Annotated in this window: 21 protein-coding genes and 2 pseudogenes; 13 read left to right on the top strand and 10 right to left on the bottom strand. The window is 59.8% G+C overall.

Going from position 1 to position 22,330, the window contains the following annotated elements; all coding sequences use genetic code 11:
- Nucleotides 1-226: 226 nt before the first annotated feature.
- The 5 genes and pseudogenes from A985_RS27620 to merR all read right to left on the bottom strand — a co-directional run bounded on the left by A985_RS27620 (nucleotide 227) and on the right by merR (nucleotide 3,387).
- Nucleotides 227-426, bottom strand: a pseudogene (locus A985_RS27620) (DUF1289 domain-containing protein).
- Between the two features lie 3 nt (nucleotides 427-429).
- Entirely contained in the window at nucleotides 430-1,689 is a 1,260-nt protein-coding gene (dmeF, locus tag A985_RS0115990) for a CDF family Co(II)/Ni(II) efflux transporter DmeF (protein WP_017234409.1), read from the bottom strand.
- Nucleotides 1,690-1,696: 7 nt separating this feature from the next.
- Nucleotides 1,697-1,972, bottom strand: coding sequence for a metal/formaldehyde-sensitive transcriptional repressor (locus A985_RS0115985; protein ID WP_017234408.1), 276 nt, complete (start codon nucleotides 1,970-1,972; stop codon nucleotides 1,697-1,699).
- A gap of 615 nt (nucleotides 1,973-2,587) precedes the next feature.
- The gene (locus A985_RS29665) at nucleotides 2,588-2,722 is read right to left on the bottom strand and encodes a hypothetical protein (RefSeq protein WP_017234407.1); all 135 of its coding nucleotides are present in this window, start codon (nucleotides 2,720-2,722) and stop codon (nucleotides 2,588-2,590) included.
- Nucleotides 2,723-2,991: 269 nt separating this feature from the next.
- A complete protein-coding gene (gene merR, locus A985_RS0115975) occupies nucleotides 2,992-3,387 on the bottom strand; it encodes an Hg(II)-responsive transcriptional regulator (RefSeq protein WP_017234406.1) in 396 nt (131 codons plus the stop codon).
- Between the two features lie 76 nt (nucleotides 3,388-3,463).
- Here merR and A985_RS0115970 point away from each other — a divergent pair, with 76 nt between their 5' ends.
- The 5 genes from A985_RS0115970 to A985_RS0115960 all read left to right on the top strand — a co-directional run bounded on the left by A985_RS0115970 (nucleotide 3,464) and on the right by A985_RS0115960 (nucleotide 4,905).
- Nucleotides 3,464-3,811, top strand: a complete 348-nt coding sequence (locus tag A985_RS0115970) for a mercuric transporter MerT family protein (RefSeq protein WP_017234405.1) — start codon at nucleotides 3,464-3,466, stop codon at nucleotides 3,809-3,811.
- A gap of 17 nt (nucleotides 3,812-3,828) precedes the next feature.
- A complete protein-coding gene (gene merP / locus A985_RS0115965; RefSeq protein WP_017234404.1) occupies nucleotides 3,829-4,104 on the top strand; it encodes a mercury resistance system periplasmic binding protein MerP in 276 nt (91 codons plus the stop codon).
- A 7-nt stretch (nucleotides 4,105-4,111) separates the two neighbouring features.
- On the top strand, nucleotides 4,112-4,324 hold the full coding sequence (locus A985_RS29360; protein WP_083902328.1) for a GDCCVxC domain-containing (seleno)protein: 213 nt from the start codon (nucleotides 4,112-4,114) through the stop codon (nucleotides 4,322-4,324).
- Nucleotides 4,285-4,545 (top strand): hypothetical protein, encoded by a 261-nt coding sequence (locus tag A985_RS28635; protein WP_165385207.1) that lies wholly within the window; start codon nucleotides 4,285-4,287, stop codon nucleotides 4,543-4,545. Before A985_RS29360 ends, A985_RS28635 begins: the two co-directional genes overlap by 40 nt.
- A gap of 159 nt (nucleotides 4,546-4,704) precedes the next feature.
- Nucleotides 4,705-4,905, top strand: coding sequence for a hypothetical protein (locus A985_RS0115960; protein ID WP_039830432.1), 201 nt, complete (start codon nucleotides 4,705-4,707; stop codon nucleotides 4,903-4,905).
- Between the two features lie 227 nt (nucleotides 4,906-5,132).
- On the opposite strand, the pseudogene A985_RS29840 reads toward A985_RS0115960, so the two are convergent.
- A pseudogene (locus A985_RS29840) lies at nucleotides 5,133-5,384 on the bottom strand (integrase core domain-containing protein); the annotation flags it as partial.
- 592 nt (nucleotides 5,385-5,976) lie between these two features.
- Between A985_RS29840 and A985_RS0115955 the strand changes: the two are divergent.
- From A985_RS0115955 to A985_RS25785, 8 genes are all read left to right on the top strand, one after another.
- Nucleotides 5,977-6,387 carry an antitoxin Xre/MbcA/ParS toxin-binding domain-containing protein gene (locus tag A985_RS0115955; RefSeq protein ID WP_150563909.1) on the top strand — a complete coding sequence of 137 codons (411 nt, stop codon included), beginning with the start codon at nucleotides 5,977-5,979 and terminating at the stop codon, nucleotides 6,385-6,387.
- Between the two features lie 400 nt (nucleotides 6,388-6,787).
- Nucleotides 6,788-8,737: a tyrosine-type recombinase/integrase gene (locus tag A985_RS0115950; RefSeq protein WP_198288703.1), complete on the top strand. Its 1,950-nt coding sequence runs from the start codon at nucleotides 6,788-6,790 to the stop codon at nucleotides 8,735-8,737.
- A 402-nt stretch (nucleotides 8,738-9,139) separates the two neighbouring features.
- Nucleotides 9,140-9,787, top strand: coding sequence for a hypothetical protein (locus A985_RS0115945; protein ID WP_017234400.1), 648 nt, complete (start codon nucleotides 9,140-9,142; stop codon nucleotides 9,785-9,787).
- A 542-nt stretch (nucleotides 9,788-10,329) separates the two neighbouring features.
- Nucleotides 10,330-11,715 carry a hypothetical protein gene (locus tag A985_RS25800; protein ID WP_017234399.1) on the top strand — a complete coding sequence of 462 codons (1,386 nt, stop codon included), beginning with the start codon at nucleotides 10,330-10,332 and terminating at the stop codon, nucleotides 11,713-11,715.
- A gap of 10 nt (nucleotides 11,716-11,725) precedes the next feature.
- On the top strand, nucleotides 11,726-12,742 hold the full coding sequence (locus A985_RS0115935) for an ATP-binding protein (protein WP_083902327.1): 1,017 nt from the start codon (nucleotides 11,726-11,728) through the stop codon (nucleotides 12,740-12,742).
- Between the two features lie 821 nt (nucleotides 12,743-13,563).
- Nucleotides 13,564-15,429: a hypothetical protein gene (locus tag A985_RS27115; RefSeq protein WP_125338883.1), complete on the top strand. Its 1,866-nt coding sequence runs from the start codon at nucleotides 13,564-13,566 to the stop codon at nucleotides 15,427-15,429.
- 76 nt (nucleotides 15,430-15,505) lie between these two features.
- The gene (locus tag A985_RS25790; protein ID WP_017234397.1) at nucleotides 15,506-16,219 is read left to right on the top strand and encodes an HAD family hydrolase; all 714 of its coding nucleotides are present in this window, start codon (nucleotides 15,506-15,508) and stop codon (nucleotides 16,217-16,219) included.
- A gap of 563 nt (nucleotides 16,220-16,782) precedes the next feature.
- The gene (locus A985_RS25785; protein WP_017234396.1) at nucleotides 16,783-17,745 is read left to right on the top strand and encodes a LysR family transcriptional regulator; all 963 of its coding nucleotides are present in this window, start codon (nucleotides 16,783-16,785) and stop codon (nucleotides 17,743-17,745) included.
- A gap of 66 nt (nucleotides 17,746-17,811) precedes the next feature.
- Here A985_RS25785 and A985_RS0115915 read toward each other — a convergent pair whose 3' ends face one another.
- The 4 genes from A985_RS0115915 to A985_RS0115900 all read right to left on the bottom strand — a co-directional run bounded on the left by A985_RS0115915 (nucleotide 17,812) and on the right by A985_RS0115900 (nucleotide 22,330).
- Complete coding sequence (locus A985_RS0115915) at nucleotides 17,812-18,618, bottom strand: enoyl-CoA hydratase/isomerase family protein (protein ID WP_017234395.1); 807 nt, start codon at nucleotides 18,616-18,618, stop codon at nucleotides 17,812-17,814.
- Nucleotides 18,619-18,693: 75 nt separating this feature from the next.
- Nucleotides 18,694-19,302: a UbiX family flavin prenyltransferase gene (locus tag A985_RS0115910; protein WP_017234394.1), complete on the bottom strand. Its 609-nt coding sequence runs from the start codon at nucleotides 19,300-19,302 to the stop codon at nucleotides 18,694-18,696.
- Nucleotides 19,299-20,756 carry a UbiD family decarboxylase gene (locus tag A985_RS0115905; RefSeq protein WP_017234393.1) on the bottom strand — a complete coding sequence of 486 codons (1,458 nt, stop codon included), beginning with the start codon at nucleotides 20,754-20,756 and terminating at the stop codon, nucleotides 19,299-19,301. Before A985_RS0115905 ends, A985_RS0115910 begins: the two co-directional genes overlap by 4 nt.
- Before the next feature lie 20 nt (nucleotides 20,757-20,776).
- On the bottom strand, nucleotides 20,777-22,330 hold the full coding sequence (locus A985_RS0115900) for an AMP-binding protein (protein WP_017234392.1): 1,554 nt from the start codon (nucleotides 22,328-22,330) through the stop codon (nucleotides 20,777-20,779).

The raw sequence follows: 22,330 nt of genomic DNA, 5'->3' as shown, positions 1-22,330 counted from the left end.
CGACGGTGCGGAGGGCATCAGAGCCGTTCAGCAGATCGTCGTCACCGAATTGACCGCGGAAACAGTAAAACAAGGCAGGACTCGCAGGCCGCCGCGTATGCTGCGGATCAATCGGCGTTTCCTCACACCCTAGGCCGTTTCTGCCAGTGACAAGCTCCCCGCTCAAACGTCCGCAGTACGGTGCACTCCGCCCCCCCAGGCAGTGCCGGGGAACGCGTCTATTCCTTCAGCTTTTCACCTCAGCGACCTTTACCTCACGTGCTACCTTCGCCTGTCGCCGGGTCTTCTCATTGAGTATCTGATGACGCCGGTGGTCGTCATTTTCTTCCAGCCGCTGCTTTCGTCGGGCGTCCGAAAGCAGCCGATGCAAAGCCCGGTCTTGCCATCGAACGCACAGACATCGATGCATGGCGATTTGACTGGCATCACTCAGGCCACTGCGCGGGTCGGGTTCACTTCGGCCGTCACATGCGACAGTCCCTTGAAGCGCTTGAGTGCTGCGCGGTAGAAGCTCGGGTTGCGCCGCGATTCATCGGTGGCCACCGCAACGATCGCGCTCATATGCCCCGGACCGACGCGCCAGACATGGAGATCGAGCACGGTATCGCCGTTGTCTTCGATGACATGACGGACGTTCTCGGACATACGCTTGTCCGCATTCATGTCGAGCAGGATGCCGCCCGTATCGCGCATCAAGCCCCACGACCAGTTCGCAATCACCAGTGCGCCGATCACACCCGCAAGTGGGTCCATCCAGACCCAGCCGAAAGCACGCGCAAGCAGCAGTCCAATGATCGCCAGCACGGAAACCGCCGCGTCGGCAATCACGTGAATGTAGGCCGAGCGAATGTTGTGGTCACGGTTTGCTCCATCCTGAGCATCGGCGTGCTCGTGTTCTTCGAACAAGACTTGATGTTCACCATCGGGCAGGCGGACAACGGCCTTGAATGCATGGGGCTCAGGAATGTGGTCCTTCGACTCCAGATAGCCACCGCGATCGACAAGTGCGAACGTCTGGCGCGTGCCGTCGGGGCGGATCGTCGTAACCGAAGCAGCATCGGCGTTGAGCTTCGAAGAGTCCGTTTCTGGTGCAATGCGGAAGACAGGCGGCACCCCGTCTTCGAAGACCGATAAGGCGAATACGCCGGCGCTACCGAAGATGCGATGCACCTCTTCCTCGTGACTGTGGCCATGACTATGCCCGTGGCTATGTCCATGGCCGTGGTGATCGCCGCTTAGCAGCCAGACGCTCGCAAGATTAACCAGCAGTCCAAGTACGGCGATGGGGATCGCCTGACCAAAGTGGATGGGCACGGGCGAGAGAAAGCGCGAAACAGCTTCGTACGCGATCAGCAGCGCGATCATCGCGAGTACGATGGCGCTGGTAAAGCCCGCGAGATCTCCCAGCTTGCCGGTGCCAAATACGAAGCGGGAGTCGCCAGCATGCTTGCGGGCGTACGTATAAGCCAAAGCGGCGATGAGCATCGCTCCAGCGTGCGTTGACATGTGCAGACCGTCGGCGACGAGTGCGAGAGAGCCAAAAAGACTCCCGCCGACAATTTCAGCCACCATCATCGCACTGCACAGCGCAATCACCATCCAGGTTCTGCGCTCATTGTCTTCGTGGGCTACGCCCAGAAAAATGTGATCGTGTCCCGCCCCGAAAGCGGCGTCCTCAAATTTGCTCATATCTCTCTCACTTGAAGTAGCTGTGCACCACTTCGATCAGTTGCTCGGTGCCGCTGCCGTGCTCGTCGTCGTGCGGTTCTGCGTCGACGAGATGCGTGCGGATGTGGTCTTCGAGAACGACCGCGAGCAGCCCGTTCATTGCACCCCGGCTGCTAGTGATGAGCTGAAGCACATCCATACATCCACGCTCCTCTTCAAGTGCTCGCTCGATGGCCTCGACCTGGCCCTTGATACGGCGAACCCGGTTGAGCAGCTTCTGCTTTTCGCGAATCGTATGGCTCACGGCCAGCCCCCAAATAGTGTAGGGGGCTATCTTACTACATATAGGGTACGGGGGTATACGTTTCTATCAAACGAGGGTTGAATGGAGCGTTGCCAGTGCGACGCTTCGCGCCAGAAAATTTCAACCTGCCGGGTGTGGTGCTTTCGAATGGAATGCCAGCTTGGCATTACGGAGGAAACATTCGGATGTCTCCGTTGCAGTGCTCGCGGGCGGTCGCTAATGGCCGTTTTGTGCCCTCGGAATCAACGATCGCCCCACTTCAGCCACTGCTGCGCCGCACAAGCCGAAACCAACCACAGAATCCGTATACCCCTCATTTCACGCTGGGACTGGCCCCGGCTATCGTGTTTGCCTATGTGCGCCTAGCAACGCGAAAAGAGGCTCGATTGATGGAGCGTTTTGGGCGGGCGTATGCGGACTACCGCGAGCGCGTGCCGATGTTTGTACCGCGCTGGCGCACTCGGACACTTTGAACTGCATCCTATGGCCGTGAAAGCAGTTCATGGCAAGCGCGGGGCTGCCGTGAGCGGAATGACCCCGACGGCAGCACGAGCGTGGAGAGATTGGAAGGCGAAGCGGGTGTCCAGAGTCTGCTCCGGACGCTTTGAATTCGCGCTAGCGGGGCATGTCGGCAACGACGCCGGAAAACGTGGCTGATCCGATGTCGGCACCCGGTACTGTCGGTTCGGAAGGAATTGCCCCGAGCAGCAGCACCAGCCACACTTTGCAGATGATGATCGCAATCATCATGTCGACCCGCCAAAATTCGGGAACCGCCCGGGACGGTCCGTCCCTTAATTGCACATTTGAACTATAGACCGTTGCACATTGCGTGGCGTTGACATCCACAGCCGGTGGCGTTGCCGGGAAATGCGTAGTGTGCGGACAACGCGGTTCCATTGCAGGTCTGCCTCGGCCACCGCCATAACAACGCGTCGAACAGTTGCGACAGCGATGCATGCGCGCGGCAATCAACACACCCTCGGCGGCAGCGGGGCGACGGACTCGCGCGCTCAGGCTCATTCTCCAGCCAGCACATCAATGATCGGACAGTTGGGCCCGCCGCCACCCGCATCACATTGCTGCACCAGCGCGCCCAGCGCCTTTTGCATTGCGGCAAGGTCGATTATCTTCCGCTCGATGAGCGCCAACTTGCGCTCGGCCAACGCCCGCGTCTCCTTACAGGCGCACGCTGCATCGAGCGCCAGCAGGCCGCCAACGTCAGACAACGTGAAACCCAGCGCTTGCGCTCGCTTGATGAAGCGCACCCGCTTGAGCTGCTCTGCTGAATAGCGACGATGCCCGCCTGGCGGCTTGGGTGGTTCCTCCAGCAGGCCGCGCCGTTGGTAATACCGGATCGTCTCGATGTTCACCCCGGCAGCCTCGGCCAACTTGCCGATACTCAGTGTTGCCACGACATGTCTCCTTGACTCCGTACTTAAGTACGGGATTTAGAGTATCACCAACGCAAACTAATTCAAGGAGAAGCGTATGGCGCGACTCAGCGGGAAAGGTTCGCTCATTGCGGGCGTGCTGTCCGCCGTGGGCGCATCGGTATGCTGTGTCGGTCCGCTTGTGCTGCTCGCACTTGGCGTCGGTGGCACATGGATCGGAAACCTGGCGGCGATGGCGCCGTACCGGCCCTTCTTCATCGGCCTGACGCTGCTGTTTCTCGGGCTGGCCTTCCGCAAGCTCTATGGGGTGCCGCAGGTCTGCGCGCCCGACATGCCCTGCGCAAATCTTCGTCCGATCCATCGTCAGCGACGTGTGTTCTGGATCATTGCCCTCTTGCTGCTCGGCCTCTTGGCCGTGCCTTGGCTCGCACCGTTGCTCTACTGAACTGAAAGGGAGTTTCCATGCGCAAACTGCTGATGACCGTGCTCGCGGCCTTGCCTCTGGCGGCACTGGCTGGCGCGCCGGAGACGGTCACGCTTGACGTGCAGAACATGACGTGCGATCTGTGTCCGATAACGGTCACGAAGTCATTAAAGCGGGTGACCGGTGTCAGCACCGTCAAGGTCGATTTCGACAAGAAGACCGCCACCGTCACCTACGATCCCGACGAGGCCCAGCCGCAGGCGTTGACGCAAGCGACGGGGAACGCGGGCTATCCGTCCGCCGTTCGCAAGTGAGGCCGCGATGAACGCCGTCATCCTCGAGTCCTTGTTGACCTGCCCGCATTGCGGTTTTGCCCAACACGAAACCATGCCCACCAACGCCTGCCAGTATTACTACGAGTGCAGTCACTGCATGATGCTGCTGCGCCCCAACTCCGGTGACTGTTGCGTCTTCTGCTCGTTCGGCTCGGTCAAATGTCCGCCGATCCAGCAGCAGTGCGGATGCTGCGGGTAGCGGCAAGTCTGTTGGTTAAATCGCTCTCGGATCGTCTATGGCGACTGGGAAAACCACGCCGTTGGAAGCGTCGCGGCCAAATGGCCAAATCCGTGGTTCCGGCGGTGTGCGCGATGCTTTGCCTGAAAACCAACAGTCAAACTGGTTCGGATTTAGCCGAGCAGATCACATCGACCACACTCGGCTGCTACCGTTTGCAAAAACACCTTGTCAAAATGTGAAGGCGAAATCGGAGATGGCCGTTGGGAACGAGAAGAGTGCTCGACCGAGAGTTCAAACTCGAGGCAGGCAAGCTGGTCTGAGAACATAAACTCGTAAGTGCGCGCCACCCGAATTTCGCACGGGAACGTAGCATGTGGGCCGAAAAAAGGAGCATGTCGATGTCTTCGGAGAATCAGATCGATCTGGCCATTGCACTTCGCAAGTTGCACGAACTCGCCTCGGCGGATGGCGACTTGGGTGATGAGTATTGGTTTCGGGTGGGGCAACTGCTCAAGCGAGCAGCCAACATGCAGTCGGAGATTGATGCACTGTCGCGTGAGCTCGAGAAATGCCGTGCGGAGAAGGCCAAGCCATACTAACGCTCATCCAAAAACTTGATCCAGTACGAGAGGTTTCGTTTCCTGTCGAGGCTCCCAGCGTGGGGATCTCGAACGAGCCATTTGTTGCTCGATATACGTCCCAAAATAATCCGTCGATTACGACCAGTAATCCAGGCTATCGCGGCAGCAGAAAATCCCCATAGGCCGGTTCAGACCTTCTCGGCGACGTCAAGCCAGAGCTTGCTCCAGCGACGAGGCCTTGTCGGTCATTTTCCGCGGTGTAGACCGCGAGTTGGTGGGCCAAGTCCTCGCACCCTTTTGACCTTACCCTGCCGCGTACACCATTCGTAAGTTGGCCGGCTGGCCAGATTTCGGTTGATGCAGTGCTGGAATTGGGCCGGCGCCAGTTGCCCCAAGGCGCTATGCGGTCGAGCCGATTGGTAGTCGATTCGCCACGTTTCGATGCGTTTGACCGACTGCCTACCGAAATGCATCAAGGTGTCGATGAGGAATAGGTAGCGTAGGCGACGGGTTCGGAAAAAATTTTTGCGTCATAGCCCACCCTGTCAGACTCCGACAATGAACTTGCGAACATCCCCATGGGCCAGTTACCTTACGTTCCATACGTCGGCTGTGCCGAACACGTCTTGTTCCAGTTCCCGACGGCATTGCTGATGTATCGCGTCGACCGCTTGCCGAGGTCTTGAAAGCAATCGGGTGGGCTGTTGGCGACAAGATTGATGTTTCAATGGGTTAGGCTTCAAGCCCCATTCTGCACGGAGGTGGCGTAAAGTCCTTACACACGCTCGCCGGTAGACTGCCAATATCGAATCGTTGGCACGTCGCCAGTTTTTACAACTGACACCTTGGAGCGCACTGCAAATGGCACGTCGAAGGTATCGTAGAAGAAGCCACCTTGCGGACGCGATTAATCAATCAAGTCCCGGAGCGCAGAAATGTTGGGGGGGTGTGATTGCCATCGCCTTTGTGTTCGCCATGTTCATGTATCTCGCCCTGTAAGACAAAATGGCAGCCCCTGCAACGTAGAATTCCCCTAGGGGTAACAGGGGAGGCAAACGCGCAACGTCCATCATCTCCGAGGCTCGGGAAATGTACCAAGCCACGATACATGAGCGTGTTTTACGAATTAGGAACGGCGTGCGAGCAAGTGACGTGCCGCGCGTGGCAAACCGCATGCACATCAGCAAGGAATTCCTCGTCAAGGCGCTAGGATTTTCTCGATCCGCAATCGACCGCAAGGTGAAGCAACGGAAGCACCTGTCCGTCGACCAGGCCGAACGTGTCCTTGGCCTTGTCCGGTTAATCGGGCAAGTTGAGGCCATGGTTGTCCAGTCGGGGCAGGCAGACGGGTTCGATCCGGCTCGTTGGACCGGCCAGTGGTTACAGCAACCAACCCCGGCACTTGGCGGCAGGTGTCCCGCGGAATTTTCGGACACGATTTTGGGGCAGGAGCTTTTGTCGGCACTCCTGGCACGGATGCAGAGCGGGGCCTATGCATAGCGTTGGCGATATTGCGATCATCAAAATTTGCGCCCGGGCCCTCGCTCGCAACCTGATTCAGCCGAAGTAATCAACGCGCCAATGCCTCCACGAGAGATCACGCCCAAGCCCATCGGGGGTCAGAACATCCATTGGAAATATTTCTCAAAATTGACTGATGATTAGTGCCATAAGCATCAGTGCGGATTTTGTCGAATAAATCTGACACCGGCGCAAGGTCCGAGCGCTATCCTCTTGCGAATCAACGCCCTAGCGGCGTTCTGCGCGGCACCCCCTGGTTAGCCGGGTAGGGCGTCGTCGTGCGATGGCCCCGTGAGTCACGCACGAGTTGGGGGAGCGCCCCCGCAACACAGCTAATCCGCGCAAGACCATGCACCACGCCAAACCCCACACATCCGACGTGGCGGACGTCGCCTTCATCAGCACCGAGGGACGCGCCGTCCCGTTTCCGGCCACCCGCGAGCACCTCGGCCTCGAACACTTCGCGTTCTTCCGGGGTTATCTGGAAGGCTTGCCGCTCGAGCGTTTGGCCGACCAGTACCTGGAGACCGGCCTCGATCTGCGCCGGGCTCGAACGACGCTGCGCTGGATACGTGAGCAATTGGTCACCGCCGCACGCCGCGAGCGGGACTACACCGGTGCACGAGTCCTCGGCATCGCACCACAAGTGCTCATCGGCCCATCATTGGTGTCCGGTGATGCGGCATCCGCGAGCTGCGTGCCCACGTTGGAAGCCTTTGCCGAAGCCTACGATCCCTACGAGTGCTTTAGTCAAAAGGAGCTGCTGGCGCTCTTTCAAGAAGCGCACCCGGAGGTGCGCACCGACCGGCGTCAAGCGCGCAACGACCGCTTGCGGGCGGGCCAATTGCGAGCGCTGGCCCGCCTGCAGCAGTTATTGGCCGTCAAGCCACAAGTGCATCACCACGTGCGCGGCTGGTTCCATAGAGCGATTGCCGGGCGACTGGAGGCCGCCGGCATCCTCTCGCTGCTGGATCTGATTGCCTTTATTCGTACGCATGGACCGAGCTGGCACGCCCGCGTACACCGCTTGGGGCCGGTCGCAGCCGGTCGCCTGCAGCGATGGTTAGACGCCCACGAGGGCTCGCTAGGACAGAGCGTACCTGCCTACGCCTTGGTGCCGCGCCGCGCTGCGGGGCTTGACGTGCAGCGTTTGTTACGACCGCAACTGGGCGGTGTAGCGCCCCTTGAGTTCCTGAGCGTCCCGACGGGATTGGACGGACAAGATGGTCACAATCGCTTGATGGGGAGCACTTGTCGGCTCGTTGTCACGCACGATCTCGGCGCCGTGCAGGCCTGGCTCGCCACGCTGCACCCGATCGGTGGCAATACGTGGCGCTCGTATCGCAGTCACGCCGAGCGCTTTTTGAACTGGGCTTGGTTCGAGCGGGGTAAGGCGCTGTCCGATGTGGACGTGCAGGATTGCGCGGCCTACCGAGAGTTTCTCGCCGCGCCCCCGCCACACTGGATTGCATCACGACACCTGCCTCGCTACAGCGCCACGTGGCGCCCCTTCGCAAGCGCACTCGCGCCGGCGAGCATTCGCCTGTCGATGACGGTGCTGCAGCGCATGACCAACTGGCTTATGGCGGTGCAGTACCTGCGTTACAACCCGTGGCTGCTCATCGCCAAACCGAAACCGGGGCACCCGCATCGTGGCGCTAACCGCGATCGCAGTCTGTCCCAGGGCCACTGGGGATTGCTCAAGGACTACCTAGACCGGCTCGACCCCGCCGATCCGGTAGCCCAACGCCGTCAGTTCGTGCTGCGCTTTGCCTATGCCACTGGCCTGCGGTTATCTGAGCTTGCCAGTGCACGCGTGCGGGACTTGTCATGCGAGAACCTCGACGGGCTCGGTATGCGCTGGCGTCTGGTCGTCACGGGCAAAGGTGAGCATACGCGGGTGGTCGAGTTGGCTACGACCTTGGTGCAAATGCTGCAACGCTATCTTGCGCAGCGTGGTATGGGGGACGTGGCAGACCACATCGATCCAGATGTCCCGCTCATCGGCCGCCTGGGCAAGGACGCGCAGCGCCATCCACGTCAGCCCCTGTCACCCAATGGACTCGCCCATATGCTTCGCCAAACGCTTGCTGAGGCGGCAAGCGTTTATGAAACGGTCAATCCAGGGGCAGCCCATCAGATCCGCCAAGCCACCCCCCATTGGTTGCGGCACACCTTTGGCACGCACGCCGTGGCGCGGGGTGCTGCGCTCGACGTGGTGAAAGACCAGATGGGGCATGCGAGCCTGGCCACCACCTCACAATACTTGCACCCCGAGAGACGCAAGCGGGCTGAGGACATGGACAAGGCGTTTGGCGAACACCTGTAGCCCGCGTTCGCGGCTTGTTGGATGGCACAACCGAGTCGCACAACCGAGCGCCGGACTTGACCTTGCGCGAGTTACGACCTATCGATATAGGAAGCGGATCACAACGATCCGAAAGGAGACGCATACGAGCGCCAACATGAAAATACAAACGGGCTCTGCCGTTGGCGCGACAGAACCCGTTGATTACCGCTAGCACACCCCCTTGACCGGTGGGGCACTCACTTTGAACATAGGTCGCATAGGCGGCCATGTCAAGGCTGGATTGGTGCATCCTGCTTTCGTCACGTGGGGAGCGCTGTGGTACGACCTTCATGAGACGTGCGTCTCGCCACTGAGCGTGGGAGACCCGCCATGTCCAGCACTACCTCAAAGCCCACGGCCAACGCACGCCCAGGGACTCGCATGCGCGCGGCACTGGCCGACGCGTACGACAAGCGCGGGCATCGCAAAGCCAACCTCTGCTACGTCTACAGTCCAAAATCGGATCGCGACTGGGCACTGAGTGGAAAGCTGGAATTGGCCCACTTTGTACTGGCTGAGTCGACGCCGGACATCGTTTCCGTGAACTACGCGCCCGCGCCGCGTCAGTTATCGACTGACCCACCCAGCTCATTGATCGCCTGGTGTGCGGAAGTACGCCGACACGACGGGACGTGGGAGTGGCGTTGCCTGGGGGAAGCAACTGACCCGGCAAAAGAGCAAGCCCGCGCGCGACTTGCCCAAGCATATGAGGCCCAGCACTGTCGCCTGCGTGAGCACGACCTACATGCCGATAGCGCACATCTTCACAACTGGTTGCGCATTATTCACTGGCTTGCACTGTATCGCGGCATACCATTGACGCATGAATCCATGGCCGTCGGGGCACTGCTCGACACGGGGCATGCCATCTCGCTAAAGGATGTCGCACGGTTGGACGAAGTTGGCCGGGGTGACACTTACATCGCTGCGGCGTTTCGACTCGTTCAAAGCGGATGCCTCGCGCTCGCATTGGGCAACGAGCCGCTTTCGCTGCGCACCGAACTTGTGCGCGCGGGAGTGCCGTCGTGAGCAGGCCACTGACCGCCCGGACCCTCCCATGGGAGTGGCGCAACACCGAAGACTGGCGACGCGTGGACTCGAGTCAGCTCACTGATGCTGTGCGAGATCGCTTCGAACGCTTGTCAGCCGGCATCGCGTTCTATCTGGAAACCGGCCACCTCACTCGCGCCGCACAGATCGCGCAGGTGTCTCGCAGTGTGTTGATACGGCAACTCAATCGGTGCGTGACACTAGCCGACGATGGGCGTCTGTACGGCTGGGCAGGGCTGCTTTGCGGGGCGCGCACATGCGGCTACCACCGAAACAAATCACTCCCGGGCCCCGCCGACAGGAGCGGACACGCGGGCGCATTCACGCAATTTCTGACTGAGCACCCTGAGATTCGAGACAAACTCGACGCGCTCATTCTCGGCCGACGCATTACTGGGGAGGTCGCCGAAGCTAGGGTATCGGCAAAAACAGCGTGGACGCGGCTCTGCGGCTGGTGTTTCGACGCTGGCATCTCCCTGCGGAGTTACCCCCTGAACACGAAAAGCCAAGGGCGCAGATCCGTGGCACGCTACGTCACTCAGCTTGTCCAGCGCTCGCCGCACGGCGCCGTCGACGCCCGATTCGGCGAGAATGCCGCTTACAAACTGCGCTTTGGTACCGCCCGCCGCTCTCCGATTTGTGCGATGGCACCCTTTGACATTGCACAGTGTGATGCGCACAAAATTGATTGCATCGGCACGCTGGAGATTACCGGCCCGGTAGGTCCCCAGTTCGTGCCCATCGAGCGCCTATGGCTTATTGCCTATCTGGACAGTTACTCGAGGTGCGTCTTGGGCTACGCTATTGCCATTGCCACGCAGCCGTCCGCCCAAACGATAGAAGCGGCCTTCGTTGCGGCAAACGTCCCGTGGCAGCCGATGGAGGCGTCTATATTGGGCGTCAAGTATGCCCAAGGCGCAGGATTTCCCTCCGGCCTCATTCCCGAATTGGCCCAGTGCAGCCCTTGTGTGCTGAACCTGGACAATGCGGTGCAGCACTACAGCCACGTTATCGCGGAGCATCTGCGTCGTCGGCTCGGCTGCATCATCGCGTATGGGGGACTCGCCGATTGGGGACACAACGCGCTGCTTGAGCGCTGGTTCAAAACGTTGGAAACGCGAGGCTTCCATCGCCTGCCATCAACAACCGGGTCACATCCGGGCGACACGCGTGCACGTGATCCGGTGCGTACCGCGAGCCGACTGGGGATTACGTACCAGCAACTGCTCTATCTCGCGGACGTACTGTGTGCCAACTACAACGCTACCCCCCATCGGGCGCTCGGAGGACAGTCACCACTAGAGGTGCTTCGTGCCTTCGCTCAACGTGGGTTCGATGGCCCCTTGCTGCCCGCCCTGCCCACGCCCTCGTGGAACTCGCCCGCATTGGGTGTGGAGATCGTCACGCCTGTCGTCCGTGGCTCGATACAGCAGGGCAGGCGACCCTATGTCGAATTTGGCGGCGCACGTTACAGCAACGAGAACCTGCAAAGCGCGTGGCATTTAATCGGCAAGAGGATTGTGGTGCATGTGCCGCGCGATGCGCGCAATTGCGACGCCTATCTAAGCAATGGCTTTGCGCTTGGCGGATTGACAATACTGCACGCAGGGTGGGGGCGACATGCCCACACGCTGGAGATGCGGAGGACGATTCAGGCCAACGAGCACCGCTATGCACCAGATGACGATCCCATGCAGGAAGTTGCACGAGCGCTAGCCACACGTATCGAAGAACAATCACGCAAGCGTCCAACCAAGATATCTCGCGACGCGACCAAGCTTGCCAATCTGGCACGTGAGAGCGGCGTCACCATCGACGCGACAGCAGCGCCGAAGCGACCTGCACGAGTGCCACACATTCGCTCGCTGACACATCGACTCAAACCAGTGGTGTGGAAAGGGCGCTAGGAGACAGATCATGAGAACGACGAAACCACCGCAAGGCCCACGAATGACTTTGCCCGAGCTGCTTCAGCTCCGTGACGAAAAGCTAAACGTGCATCCATTGATCAAGGACCAAGTCATCGCGCCGACGCCCGCGATCAAGGAGGCATTCGATATTGTGGAAGACGCCTTGATTCATTATGAATCGGGGGTATGCTTCGTTGCCGAATCACGGTTTGGCAAAACGTTCGCCATCAACCTGATCGATACCACTGTCACACAGCATTTCGCCAATGTTCCTCGGTTGCGCGTGAGCGCGAAAGAGCACGACCATCCCACCGAGCGCGCCCTATACACCGATCTCCTGCTGGATCTGGGCCATGGTAGCCCAAACACGGGGACCGCAATTGCACGCCGGATCCGTGTTTTTTCGCTGATGCTCGCGGCCGCGCAGACGAACGCGAGCGACCGGATTCTGCTGTTTGTCGACGAAGCTCAGAACTGGAAAACGGCGGATTTCACGCACATGCGTGATTTGTCCAACGACTTGACGCGCCAGGGCATCTCCCTCGTGGTGGTGCTGTTCGGTCACCACCAGCTCCACACGCTGCGAACCGAGCTGCGCACAGCGAAACGAACCGACTTAATTGGCAGGTTTCTGCTCTCGCCCTATGCATTTCATGGCGTCCGTTCGGAACAGGATCTTCTTGTAACGCTGCAGTGCTATGACGATCCAGACATCTTTGAATTTCCGTCGCGCAGCGGGGTATGCATCTCCTCCTTCTTCCTACCGCGCGCCTACGATGCCGGCTGGCGCATACAGCGTGAGGCACCGGCATGCTGGGATGCTTTCGCCACCTTTGGCAACCACCGCACGGGCCACGACGCAGAAATCGGCATGAAATGGGTCGGAGGGGCCATTCGTGACTTCCTGTGCACCCACATGGACGACGATGGCAGAGATTTCCAGGCATCAAGAGACGCATGGATCCAGGCGGTACAACGCAGCGGCTTCGAGGCGACGCTCTCGCAAGATCCGGCGGGTCTATGAATCTCTTGATGACCTCACGCGGCGGCCAGGCAGCACACGGTGCGCTGCGAGACGGGTTGGCCTGGGCGCCAGCGTGGTTTGTCGTAGGTGAGAGCGCTTATGCGTGCTTGGGGAAGCTTGCGATTGCGAATGCCATGGGCGCCGCGGAACTGTGTGCCGGCGTATTCGGCAGACCGCTTGCCCCCAACGATTACTCTCGGCGCCATCCCCGCGAATTGCTGTGGGGGGAGTGGATGACGCAACGCAAGTCCGAAAGCGCCCTGATCCGGCAAATTCGTGACGGGGTGCTACAGTCCGAACCCGGTCGCTGGGCAAGCGGGCTCGCCAGCGACGAGGCGCTCAGATTTTGCCCGACCTGCCTGAGCCTCGGGTTTCATCATGCAGCCTGTCAAATTGAAGCGCTGGAGAAATGCCCGATCCATGGGGATACGCTACGCTCAAACTGTCCTCAGTGTGGCGCTCGCACGCCACGATATGCACTGACGCATGCCACTTTTGATGCACCGTTCAGTTGCCCGTCATGCGGTCATTGGTACGGCGCCGCTTGGGGCCCAACATCAACGGGAAACGCATTATCCGACATTGTTGTTGCAGAGACTGAATATGTGTCGTTGACACGCTGGCTAACGGAGCTCTCCGCGCTAAGCCTCACGTGGCCAAATCAATCCAATTGGTCTTGTTCATTCTCGGACGTTGAGCGAGAGCGAAGGATATCGGTATTTCACGCGCTCAATCACATCCGCGGGTCACGGACGCCCGCATCGCTTCTAGCGCCCTCAAGACAAATCGCCGTCATTGGCAGCTTGCGGTCTTCTGTCCCCTTGACCTTCAGTCAGGTCAACGTCCGCGAAAAACACATGGTGTCGTTGTTTCGTGCCTTTCGCCGCTGGCTGTGGAACTCGCTCGGGCTCGGTGGCGATGCATCAAATCGGAGCTACGTCACGCGATGGCTCGAACAACATGAAGATGGCGCAATGCTCGTCTCGCCTCCTGATGAGCCGCCTGAGCTCAGCGCCTATATTCTGTGGCGACAGCGATTCGAAAGAGCACGTGACGTACGCGCGCCTAAGCCACTGACGTCGTTGCGCAGTCGAATGGCTTCATGGCCGGTCGACGTTATCGTGACGATGGAAACATGGGTCGCATACTGTGCAATGAGCTTTCTGGCTGACTACGCCGTGTGCGTGCATTGGCAAAGCCAGATCAAAACACTGGATTCGCCAGGCCCCCGCAACCCTCGATGGATGGAGCTGCTCAATGAATTTCGCCCGAAACTCAATTCGGCAAATCCGCCGTGGCCGCGTCACTTGAACTACGCGTATGAATCGGATTCGCCCGGCATGGCGGCCCAGATCTGGACCTTCGTTTGCGCGGGCGAAGGCTATGACACATGGATTCATCTAGCATCGTGGCTTGTCGCCGCGATCCCGACGGTTGCCACACGCCTATCGAGGCACTTTGAATGCACAGACCGCGAGATCAGCGCACCACCGACGAGCGTGGAGGAACGAAATACCGCGTCCACTACCAAGCTGGATCGCCCGCAACGCCTAGCGCTTTTGCATCCGGGGCCCGAACTCGATGGTCATGATGGCACATTCCGCGCGCCGGAAGGTCCGTCGATACCGTTGCAAAATGACCTGCAGGCCATCAACGCGTGGTTGGATACATTTCGGGATCATCCCGCAGCCGCCACGAGTTACAAACGCGCCCTCGAAAAAATTGTAAATTGGGCTTACGTGCAACGTGGCAAGGCCATGAGTTCGCTTGACAGCAGTGATTTTGATGCATTTGAGGCCTTCCTGCTGGAGCCCAATCCACGGGCGTTGTGGATCATGGGCAACGGCACCGATGCACAATGGGCACCATTTCGTGGCCCACTCGCGCTATCGAGCATTCGCACGACAATGGTCACAGTCCGCCTATTCTACGAATGGTTAAGCAGCATTCAGTATGCCACGAACTGTCACGAAATCCGTCCGTATCAAACCGGGCCGCTGGCCCTTGCCAACCCGCTGATCGCAGGGAGCGTAAAGCAAATTCGCAGCGAGCCTATTGGTTCCTCTGCAATGGCCTATCTCTGGCAGGCGATTAAGAATGATGGCACGCCGGAAGGGTTGCGACGTGAACTCCTGATATCGCTTTGCTTTTACGGGACGCTAAGCCTGCCCGAAGCTCAAGCACTATCAGGCGCGGACCTCTCCATTCAGCCGCATGAAACTGTGCTCAAAGTTCGGCGCAGATTGCCCGATCGTCAGATCGTCTATGTGGTGCCGCCATTAGCCGAAATGCTGAGCCACTGGGTCGGTCTGATGGCCATCCAAACTTCGTCGGACGACTTGTGGACGGTTGAAGAAGCGCCTGCCAATCCCACGTCGGAACCCCTTCTTGGCACGGGTCTCGTGGGGATTCAACAGATCGCACGGCAGGCGTTCCGCGATGCGGCGTCATTGGCGACCGCAGTATCGGATGCTCACACAGCCGAGCAACTATTGCATGCAGGTGCCCGGCGATTGGCGAACACATTTTTGCAACAGGTCGAAGATGCTGGGGGAAACAACTGGGCACTCTTTGGCAAGCCTTACAGCATTCCATCCTCGACGTTGGCATACTTGGGACCTCGTGGCAGACTTCCCGCCGAAAGACTGCTAAAAGAACTCGCTAGAATTTCACACCTGTGGCGTTAGCCTTGCGACGGACGAGCGAGGCGTAAGGTTCGGAAATGCAGCGGGCAGGGGAGAGGGAGATAGATTCGAAACAAGTATGGGCTGGTATGCCCACATGAACATGTCACGCGGTCTTTGTGATTCGCCCGCAGACCTTCGGACGCCGATCATGCCAATTGCACCGCAAGAGCATTCCGCGACAATCGACGCCGTGCTTTTCGACGTCTACGGAACCCTCTGTAACGTCGGTCGGAGAAAGCACCCGTTCTTGAAGTTGGCGAAGCTGTCACCAGATCCGCGCGCAGCGCTTGAAATGGTGATGACGCGTCGCATGACGCTTGAGGATATGGCCAATCACGTCCATGCCGGCGCCGACATGTTGGCCTCACTCGAAAGGGACTTGCAGATCGAACTGGCGAGTATCAGGCTATTTCCCGATGCCGACAAAACCCTACGAGTCCTTGCAGCAAGGGGCGTCAAGATCGGGCTAGTGTCCAATTTGACGAGCCCGTACGCACAACCGGCACTCGATTGTTTGCCCATCACGTCCACGACCTGCATCTGGTCATTTGAATCCGGATGGCTCAAACCAGATTCTCGAATGTTCGAACGGGCATGCGACGAGCTTCGGGTTGACGTCCAGCACACCGTAATGGTGGGGGATTCGCTCGCCGGTGATTACGCAGGTGCCAATTCCGCAGGCATTCGGGCAGTTCTCATTGACCGATCTGCCTCTCGGCACCAAGGGATCACCAGCATTGGTTCGCTAGAGCTGCTGCTGCGGACCATCCACGCGCCAGGGAAACAGTAGGGAAACTCCAAATACCATTGATCGACGTAACAACAGCACCTGCCTAGATGGACACAAATTTGCCACGATTCTGCGAGTCACCGTTTGCAAGACAGAAAATTGCTGCGAATCCGCAAATTGGCTGAAGTCGCACATTTGTGTCCCAAAAACGGGTTTTGTTAACCTAATTTGTGTCCGCCGACTATTATTGCTGTCCACAAACGGGTTTCGCTAGTCCACTTTGTGTTCGCTAACTTTCGTAATTTAACATAATGTACATTATGCGAATAGAATCCGCATTTTGGGCTTGCGGGTTTACCACTTTCGCTCCGCAACATCCTTCAATCCCACATTGTCCAGCGTCGCGTCCGCCAGCAATCCCTCTAAGCGTAGAAAGTTATCAGAGTGGCCGCGCATCATGCCAAATAATGTAGCCTAGCCGCTACAATCAACACTGTTGATAATCTTTAACGTTCGTCGGGAATTTATCTGAAGCACGATCACTGTGCTAGCAACCAGCGCCCGTCATTGCTCCTTGTCCCTCATCAGATCATCGCAAGCAGCGCTATTATTTGGCACGAGTCATGGAATTTCGTCAGGTTCAATATTTTCTCTGTCTTTTTGAGGAAGGCACCGTAACGAAGGCGGCGCACCGTCTAAACATTGTGCAGCCCGCTCTCAGCATGCAGATTGCGAAGCTGGAAGATCAGCTTGGTCAGCAGTTGTTCGAGCGCACCAAGCAAGGTATGGTGCCGACTGCGGCGGCTCGCGAAATGTACCGTCTTTTTCTGCCGATCATGCGCGACTTCGCAAATGCTCGCGCACAATTGATATGCAGCGATGGTGAAATTCTCGGTCACGTCGACATCGGCTTGATCGCCTCCATCACTGAAGGCGTGCTGGTGGAAACGCTCAGCGCGTTCTCGCAGAAATACCCGGACGTGAGCGTGAAAGTCGCGGACGGTTACAGTACCACGTTGATCGATGCGGTAACCGCGGGTCATCTCGACGCTGCCATTGTCAACAAGCCGCGCCGGCCGCTGGCGCTCAACGTCGAGCACATCGTCGACGAGGAAATGGTGCTGATTACCAGCGCGGGCAATGCGTCGACGCTGCCACGCCAGCTGACGCTGCGCCAAGTCGCCTCGCTCGGCCTGCAACTCGTGCTACCCACCCGCGGGCATGGCCTGCGGAGCAACATCGACAGCTTCGCGCAGAACGAGGCCATCGAGCTTGTACCGAAGTTCGAGATTGACTCCCTGGTCGCGACCATCAAACTCGTGGAGCAAACCCAGTTGGCAACCATCGTGCCGCGTATCGCCGTGCATCAGGCGTTGGCTGCTGGCCGCCTGCGTTCTCACAACATCGTCTCGCCGCGCCTGATCAGGCAGGTGGTCGCCGTCTCGCATCCGCGCCGACCGTTGAATCCGGCAACCAAGCTCTTCCTGGCAATGCTGGCCAAGAACATGATCCTGCGTCTGCAGCAACAAGCCGAGGGGTCTGTGCATGGCACGACCGGGGAGCGCTCATCGGCAGATGCAGAATGACGGAACGCCGCCGGCTTGCGGCGGCATTGCGGATCAAATCACTGACCGTTCCGTCGGTGGCCGTGATCAGGAACCGATGAACTTCGGCGCTCGCTTGCTGTGGAATGCTTCCACGCCCTCCCGGAAGTCGTCGGAAGAACGCAGCCGGCTGTAGCAGTGCCCTTCCAGTTCGATGGCAATGGACAACGGGGAATCCTCGGTGTCGTTGAGCAGTTTCTTCGCGGTGCGCTGGGCGATCGGCGAGAACGCACGCAGTTCGTCCACAAGTCGATCGGTGGCCGATTCGAGTTCGGCATCCGGCACGATCTCGGTAGCGACGCCCCAGTCGTAGGCCTGCTTGCCGGGGATGCGGCGCGAACGCATCACGATGTCCTTGGTGCGGGTGATGCCGACCATCTTCTGCAGACGGGCCGAACCACCGGAGCCCGGAATCTGGCCCAGCTTCTGCTCGGGCAATGCATATTGCGTGGTTTCGGTGACGATGCGGAAGTCGCAAGCCAGCGAGATTTCAAACCCCACACCAAAGCAGTAGCCGCGATTGGCAGCAATCACCGGCTTGCTGCAGCGAGCCGGGGCGGCAATGTTCCATGCCAGTTTCGACACATGCTCGGGGCTGGCCTCAAGGAAGCCCTTGATGTCCCCGCCGCTGGAGAAGTGCTCGCCCTCGGCGCGCAGCACGATAACGCGGACACGGTCGTCGGCATCCAGCGCTTCGAACACCAGGCGCAACTGGTCACGTTCCGGCATGGAGATGATGTTGAATGGCGGACGCTGCAGGATGATGTCGGCGCGTTGGCGAGTGGCGTCGATTTCAACGCGGAAGCCGTCGAGGTTCTCCAACAGGTTTTGAGCGGGATGGCTGATTTGTGTCATTGCGTTCTCCTTGGTGGCTTGTTGAAGCGGCGCTGCCCGATGGGGCGGCTGTCCGCTGGAATTTTCATTTCCGGCTTATTCGTCGTGACTGTTTCGCTTTTCCATGCCGGCCCAGCGCTTGACCAGACCTTCATGTGGAATGTCGAACAGGTCGAGCAGCCGGCCGATCGTATGGTTGACGATGTCGTCCAGCGTTTCCGGCTGCGTATAGAAGGCCGGTACCGGCGGAAAGACGATGCCGCCCATTTCGGTGACGCTCGTCATGTTGCGCAGGTGGGCGAGGTTGAGCGGCGTTTCCCGCGCGAGCAGCACGAGGCGGCGCCGCTCTTTCAGAATCACGTCCGCCGCGCGGCTGACAAGGTTATCGGCGAAACCCTGCGCAATGCTCGCCAGCGTCTTCATCGAGCACGGTGCGATCACCATCCCCGCCGACTGGAAGGAGCCGCTGGCGATGGTGGCGCCGATGTCCTTGACGTTGTGCACGACGTCGGCCAGAGCTTCGATCTCGGCACGCCTCATGTTCAGCTCCTGCTGCGCGGTCATGACACCGGACGACGACATCACGAGATGCGTTTCGCAGGTGCCGGCGGCGCGCAGCATTTCCAGCATGCGCACGCCGTAGATCGCGCCGCTGGCGCCGGTGATGGCGACGATGAGCTTGCGCTTTGGCGGGGCGGAGTTCATTTGCGTACGAGGCTCAGGGTGTTCCAGTTCACCGCAACGCCGCTTAGCACTTCTTCGTTCAGATCAACCTCGTTCTCGCCGGGGATGCGGACCTTGGTGAAGACGTGGCCGTGGTAAACCACCGGCTTGGTGGCATCCAGGCCCATCTTGGCGCTGACACCTTGCATATGGGTTGGGGCCGGCTCGCCATTGGGCCATTCGGTGCCCACCGTGGTGGAAGGATCGAGCACCGAACCGAGCGCGCCCGAGATCACGATCAGGTCGCGATCGGCCTGGAACCGCGTGGCAACTGCCCACTCAACCTGCTGCGGATCATGCACGTCGACGTCATCATCGACCACCGTGACCTGCTTGATGTCGTAGTGCGCGCCAAACGCGGCCAGGATGACGTTCTTCGCCTCACCCTCGCGACGCTTTTTCATCTTGACGAACAAGTGGTAGCGGCCGACGCCGCCGATGGACAGATGCACATCGAGCACGTTGGGATGACTGCGCTGCAGATGAGCGAGCAACGTGGCCTCGCGCGGGATCGAGCCCAGCAGCAGGTGCTCCATCTCGGCCGGAATGATGGTGTGATACACGGGCGAGTTGCGGTGTGTGACCGCATCCACGGCGATCACTTCGCGGTTTTCCTGCTCGCTGTAGTACTTCGGAAATTCACCGAAAGGACCTTCCAGTTCGCGCACCTTGGGCAGAATCTTGCCTTCGATGACGATCTCGGCATTGGCCGGCACGCGCACATCGTTGGTCAAGCACTTGACCACCGGCAGCGGCGCACCTTGCAGGGCGCCGGCGATTTCCAGCTCGTCATGGTCGATCGGTGTGATCGCCTGCGAAGCCAGCAGCGTGAGCGGGTCGGCGCCAATCACGACGGCGACGTCTAACGCCTGGTTGCGCCCTTCCGCCTCCTGATAAAACGCGTGCAGGTGGCGCGGCAGCATCAGGATCGCCATGCGATCCTTGGCGTGGACCTGGATGCGGTTGATCGAGACGTTCTGAATGCCAGTGACCGGATTGCGGGCGATTACCATGCCGGCCGTGATATAGGGACCGTTGTCATGCTCGCTATGCGTCGGGATCGGCAGCAGTGCATGCAGGTCGATCTCGCGATGCACGACTTGCTGGCAGGTGGCTTGCGCTTGCGGCACTTCGCGCCACGGCAGCGGATTCTCGGCCGCGCGGCGGAAGGTTCCGAGCAGTTCCGACGATGGCACGCCCATTGCCTCGGCGATCCAGCCGCGGCTCGCCATGAAACCGGAAATGACTGGGATCGCGTGACCGTCAGGCAGGGGGAAAAACGCGGCCTGCTTGCCGTCCAGGCGCTTGGCGATGGCGGCCAGGCGATGCTTGAGCGGCACGTTCTCGCGCAGCACTGCCAGGCGGCCCGTGTTGCTCAGATGCTCCAGCCATTGGCGCAGGTCGCCGGCGACGGCCGGGCGTTTTGCTGCCTCCATTTTCAATGCCTCCTCTTCTCTTACTTGGTGTTCGTTGTTGCGTCGGCCGGCGGTACGACGCCTTCATATTCGCCGGCGACGAGTTTGCGGCGCAGCACCTTGCCGACCGGCGACTTCGGAATCTCGCGCACGAAGACGTATTCGCGCGGGCGCTTGAAGTTCAGCAGGTCGGATTGCTTGCAGTGCGCATCCAGCTCGGTCGGGTCGATAACTTCCTTGCACTTGATGAAGGCCACCACGCGCTGGCCCCAACGCTCGTCCTTGAGGCCAGCCACAACGACTTCATCGACCTTCGGATGCAGCGACAGCACCGATTCGATATCCACCGGTGAAATGTTCTCGCCGCCGCTGATGATCATGTCGTCCACGCGGCCGCTGACAAACAGGTCGCCGTCGTTGTCGATGTAGCCGGTGTCACCGGTGAAATACCAGCCCTGACGAATCGCTTTCGCGTTGGCATCCGGACGGTTCCAGTACCGCTCGAAGGCCTCGTCGCCGGCGAGGTCTGCAATGACCTCCCCTTCTTCGTTCGGTGCAGCGACATCGTCGGGCGACGTGGCATTGAGCTTGACGACGCGGATGCGGGTATTGATGCCAGCACGGCCAGCGCTTCCGGGTTTGCGCATGGCCTCCTGGTCAATGGCGAAGGTATAGACCTCTGAGGAGCCGTAGTGGTTGACGAACAGCTCCGGCTTGAAAGTGTCGTTCAGTCGCTGCAGCAAGGCATCATGCATGGGCGCACCGGCAAAGCCCAGCTTGGTGACGGACGAAACGTCCGACGGATGCTTCTCGCGCTGGGCCAGCATGTCGTGATACAGCGTCGGCACGAGATAAAGGCAGGTGATGCGTTCCTCGGCGATGTAGCGCAATGCGGCGACAGGGTCGAACTTCGGCACGCAGACGAACAGGCCGTCGATGAGCGCCATGGCCAACAGCGAGCGTACGCCCATGGTGTGGTACAGCGGCATCACGCCCAGGGTGCGCTCACCACGGCGATACAAGTTTTGTGCCACATGGGCCAGGGCCGCGGCGCGCTCATGCCGGTGTCGGCGCGGTACCCCCTTGGGCCTGCCGGTCGTGCCGGAGGTGTAGAGCATCAGCGAGATGTCGTCGCTCTCGGCCTGCAGGATGGGCTGCTCGGGAGCGCGCTCCTGTAGCTTGCCGAATGCCATGGTGCCGCCTTCGGCGCCGTTGACGGCGATGCGCGTCAGCTTCTGGGCCACCGGACTCTCGGCAACGGCGGCCGCGCTCACGGCTTCGAAAACCACGGCCTTCGCGTCGGCGTCGGTCGCGCAATAGTCCACCTCCTCCGGCTTCGCGCGCCAGTTCAGCGGCGTGGCGACCACGCCCAGGAACTGGCAGGCCCAGTGCAGGGTCGCCATCTCGATACGGTTTTGCAGTACCACCAGGAGATGATCGCCGCGCTGGAAGCCAAGCTCGCGCAGGCCCGCGGCAGTGCGCTGTATGACCTCATACCACTGTGCATACGTCAGTCGCTGCTGCCCGTCGACGATGGCCAGCGCATTCGGACTGCGTTCGACACTTTGCAAAAATGTGCGTCCAAGATCCAGCAT

It is taken from the genome of Pandoraea sp. B-6, from assembly GCF_000282835.1.
In the GTDB taxonomy this organism is placed as follows: domain Bacteria; phylum Pseudomonadota; class Gammaproteobacteria; order Burkholderiales; family Burkholderiaceae; genus Pandoraea; species Pandoraea cepalis.
This window is presented reverse-complemented; position numbering and strand designations above follow the sequence as displayed.

Bases quoted from the DNA above. Each gene is read 5' to 3' on its own strand.
- A985_RS0115960 (WP_039830432.1), top strand. From the start codon at position 4,705: ATGTCTTCGGAGAATCAGATCGATCTGGCCATTGCACTTCGCAAGTTG.
- dmeF (WP_017234409.1), bottom strand. From the start codon at position 1,689: ATGAGCAAATTTGAGGACGCCGCTTTCGGGGCGGGACACGATCACATT.
- A985_RS25790 (WP_017234397.1), top strand. From the start codon at position 15,506: ATGGGCTGGTATGCCCACATGAACATGTCACGCGGTCTTTGTGATTCG.
- A985_RS0115910 (WP_017234394.1), bottom strand. From the start codon at position 19,302: ATGAACTCCGCCCCGCCAAAGCGCAAGCTCATCGTCGCCATCACCGGC.
- A985_RS0115900 (WP_017234392.1), bottom strand. From the start codon at position 22,330: ATGCTGGATCTTGGACGCACATTTTTGCAAAGTGTCGAACGCAGTCCG.
- A985_RS28635 (WP_165385207.1), top strand. From the start codon at position 4,285: ATGTCCGCCGATCCAGCAGCAGTGCGGATGCTGCGGGTAGCGGCAAGT.
- A985_RS29360 (WP_083902328.1), top strand. From the start codon at position 4,112: ATGAACGCCGTCATCCTCGAGTCCTTGTTGACCTGCCCGCATTGCGGT.
- A985_RS29665 (WP_017234407.1), bottom strand. From the start codon at position 2,722: ATGATGATTGCGATCATCATCTGCAAAGTGTGGCTGGTGCTGCTGCTC.
- A985_RS0115905 (WP_017234393.1), bottom strand. From the start codon at position 20,756: ATGGAGGCAGCAAAACGCCCGGCCGTCGCCGGCGACCTGCGCCAATGG.
- A985_RS0115955 (WP_150563909.1), top strand. From the start codon at position 5,977: ATGTACCAAGCCACGATACATGAGCGTGTTTTACGAATTAGGAACGGC.
- A985_RS0115945 (WP_017234400.1), top strand. From the start codon at position 9,140: ATGCGCGCGGCACTGGCCGACGCGTACGACAAGCGCGGGCATCGCAAA.
- A985_RS0115935 (WP_083902327.1), top strand. From the start codon at position 11,726: ATGAGAACGACGAAACCACCGCAAGGCCCACGAATGACTTTGCCCGAG.
- merP (WP_017234404.1), top strand. From the start codon at position 3,829: ATGCGCAAACTGCTGATGACCGTGCTCGCGGCCTTGCCTCTGGCGGCA.
- A985_RS0115915 (WP_017234395.1), bottom strand. From the start codon at position 18,618: ATGACACAAATCAGCCATCCCGCTCAAAACCTGTTGGAGAACCTCGAC.
- A985_RS25785 (WP_017234396.1), top strand. From the start codon at position 16,783: ATGGAATTTCGTCAGGTTCAATATTTTCTCTGTCTTTTTGAGGAAGGC.
- A985_RS0115970 (WP_017234405.1), top strand. From the start codon at position 3,464: ATGGCGCGACTCAGCGGGAAAGGTTCGCTCATTGCGGGCGTGCTGTCC.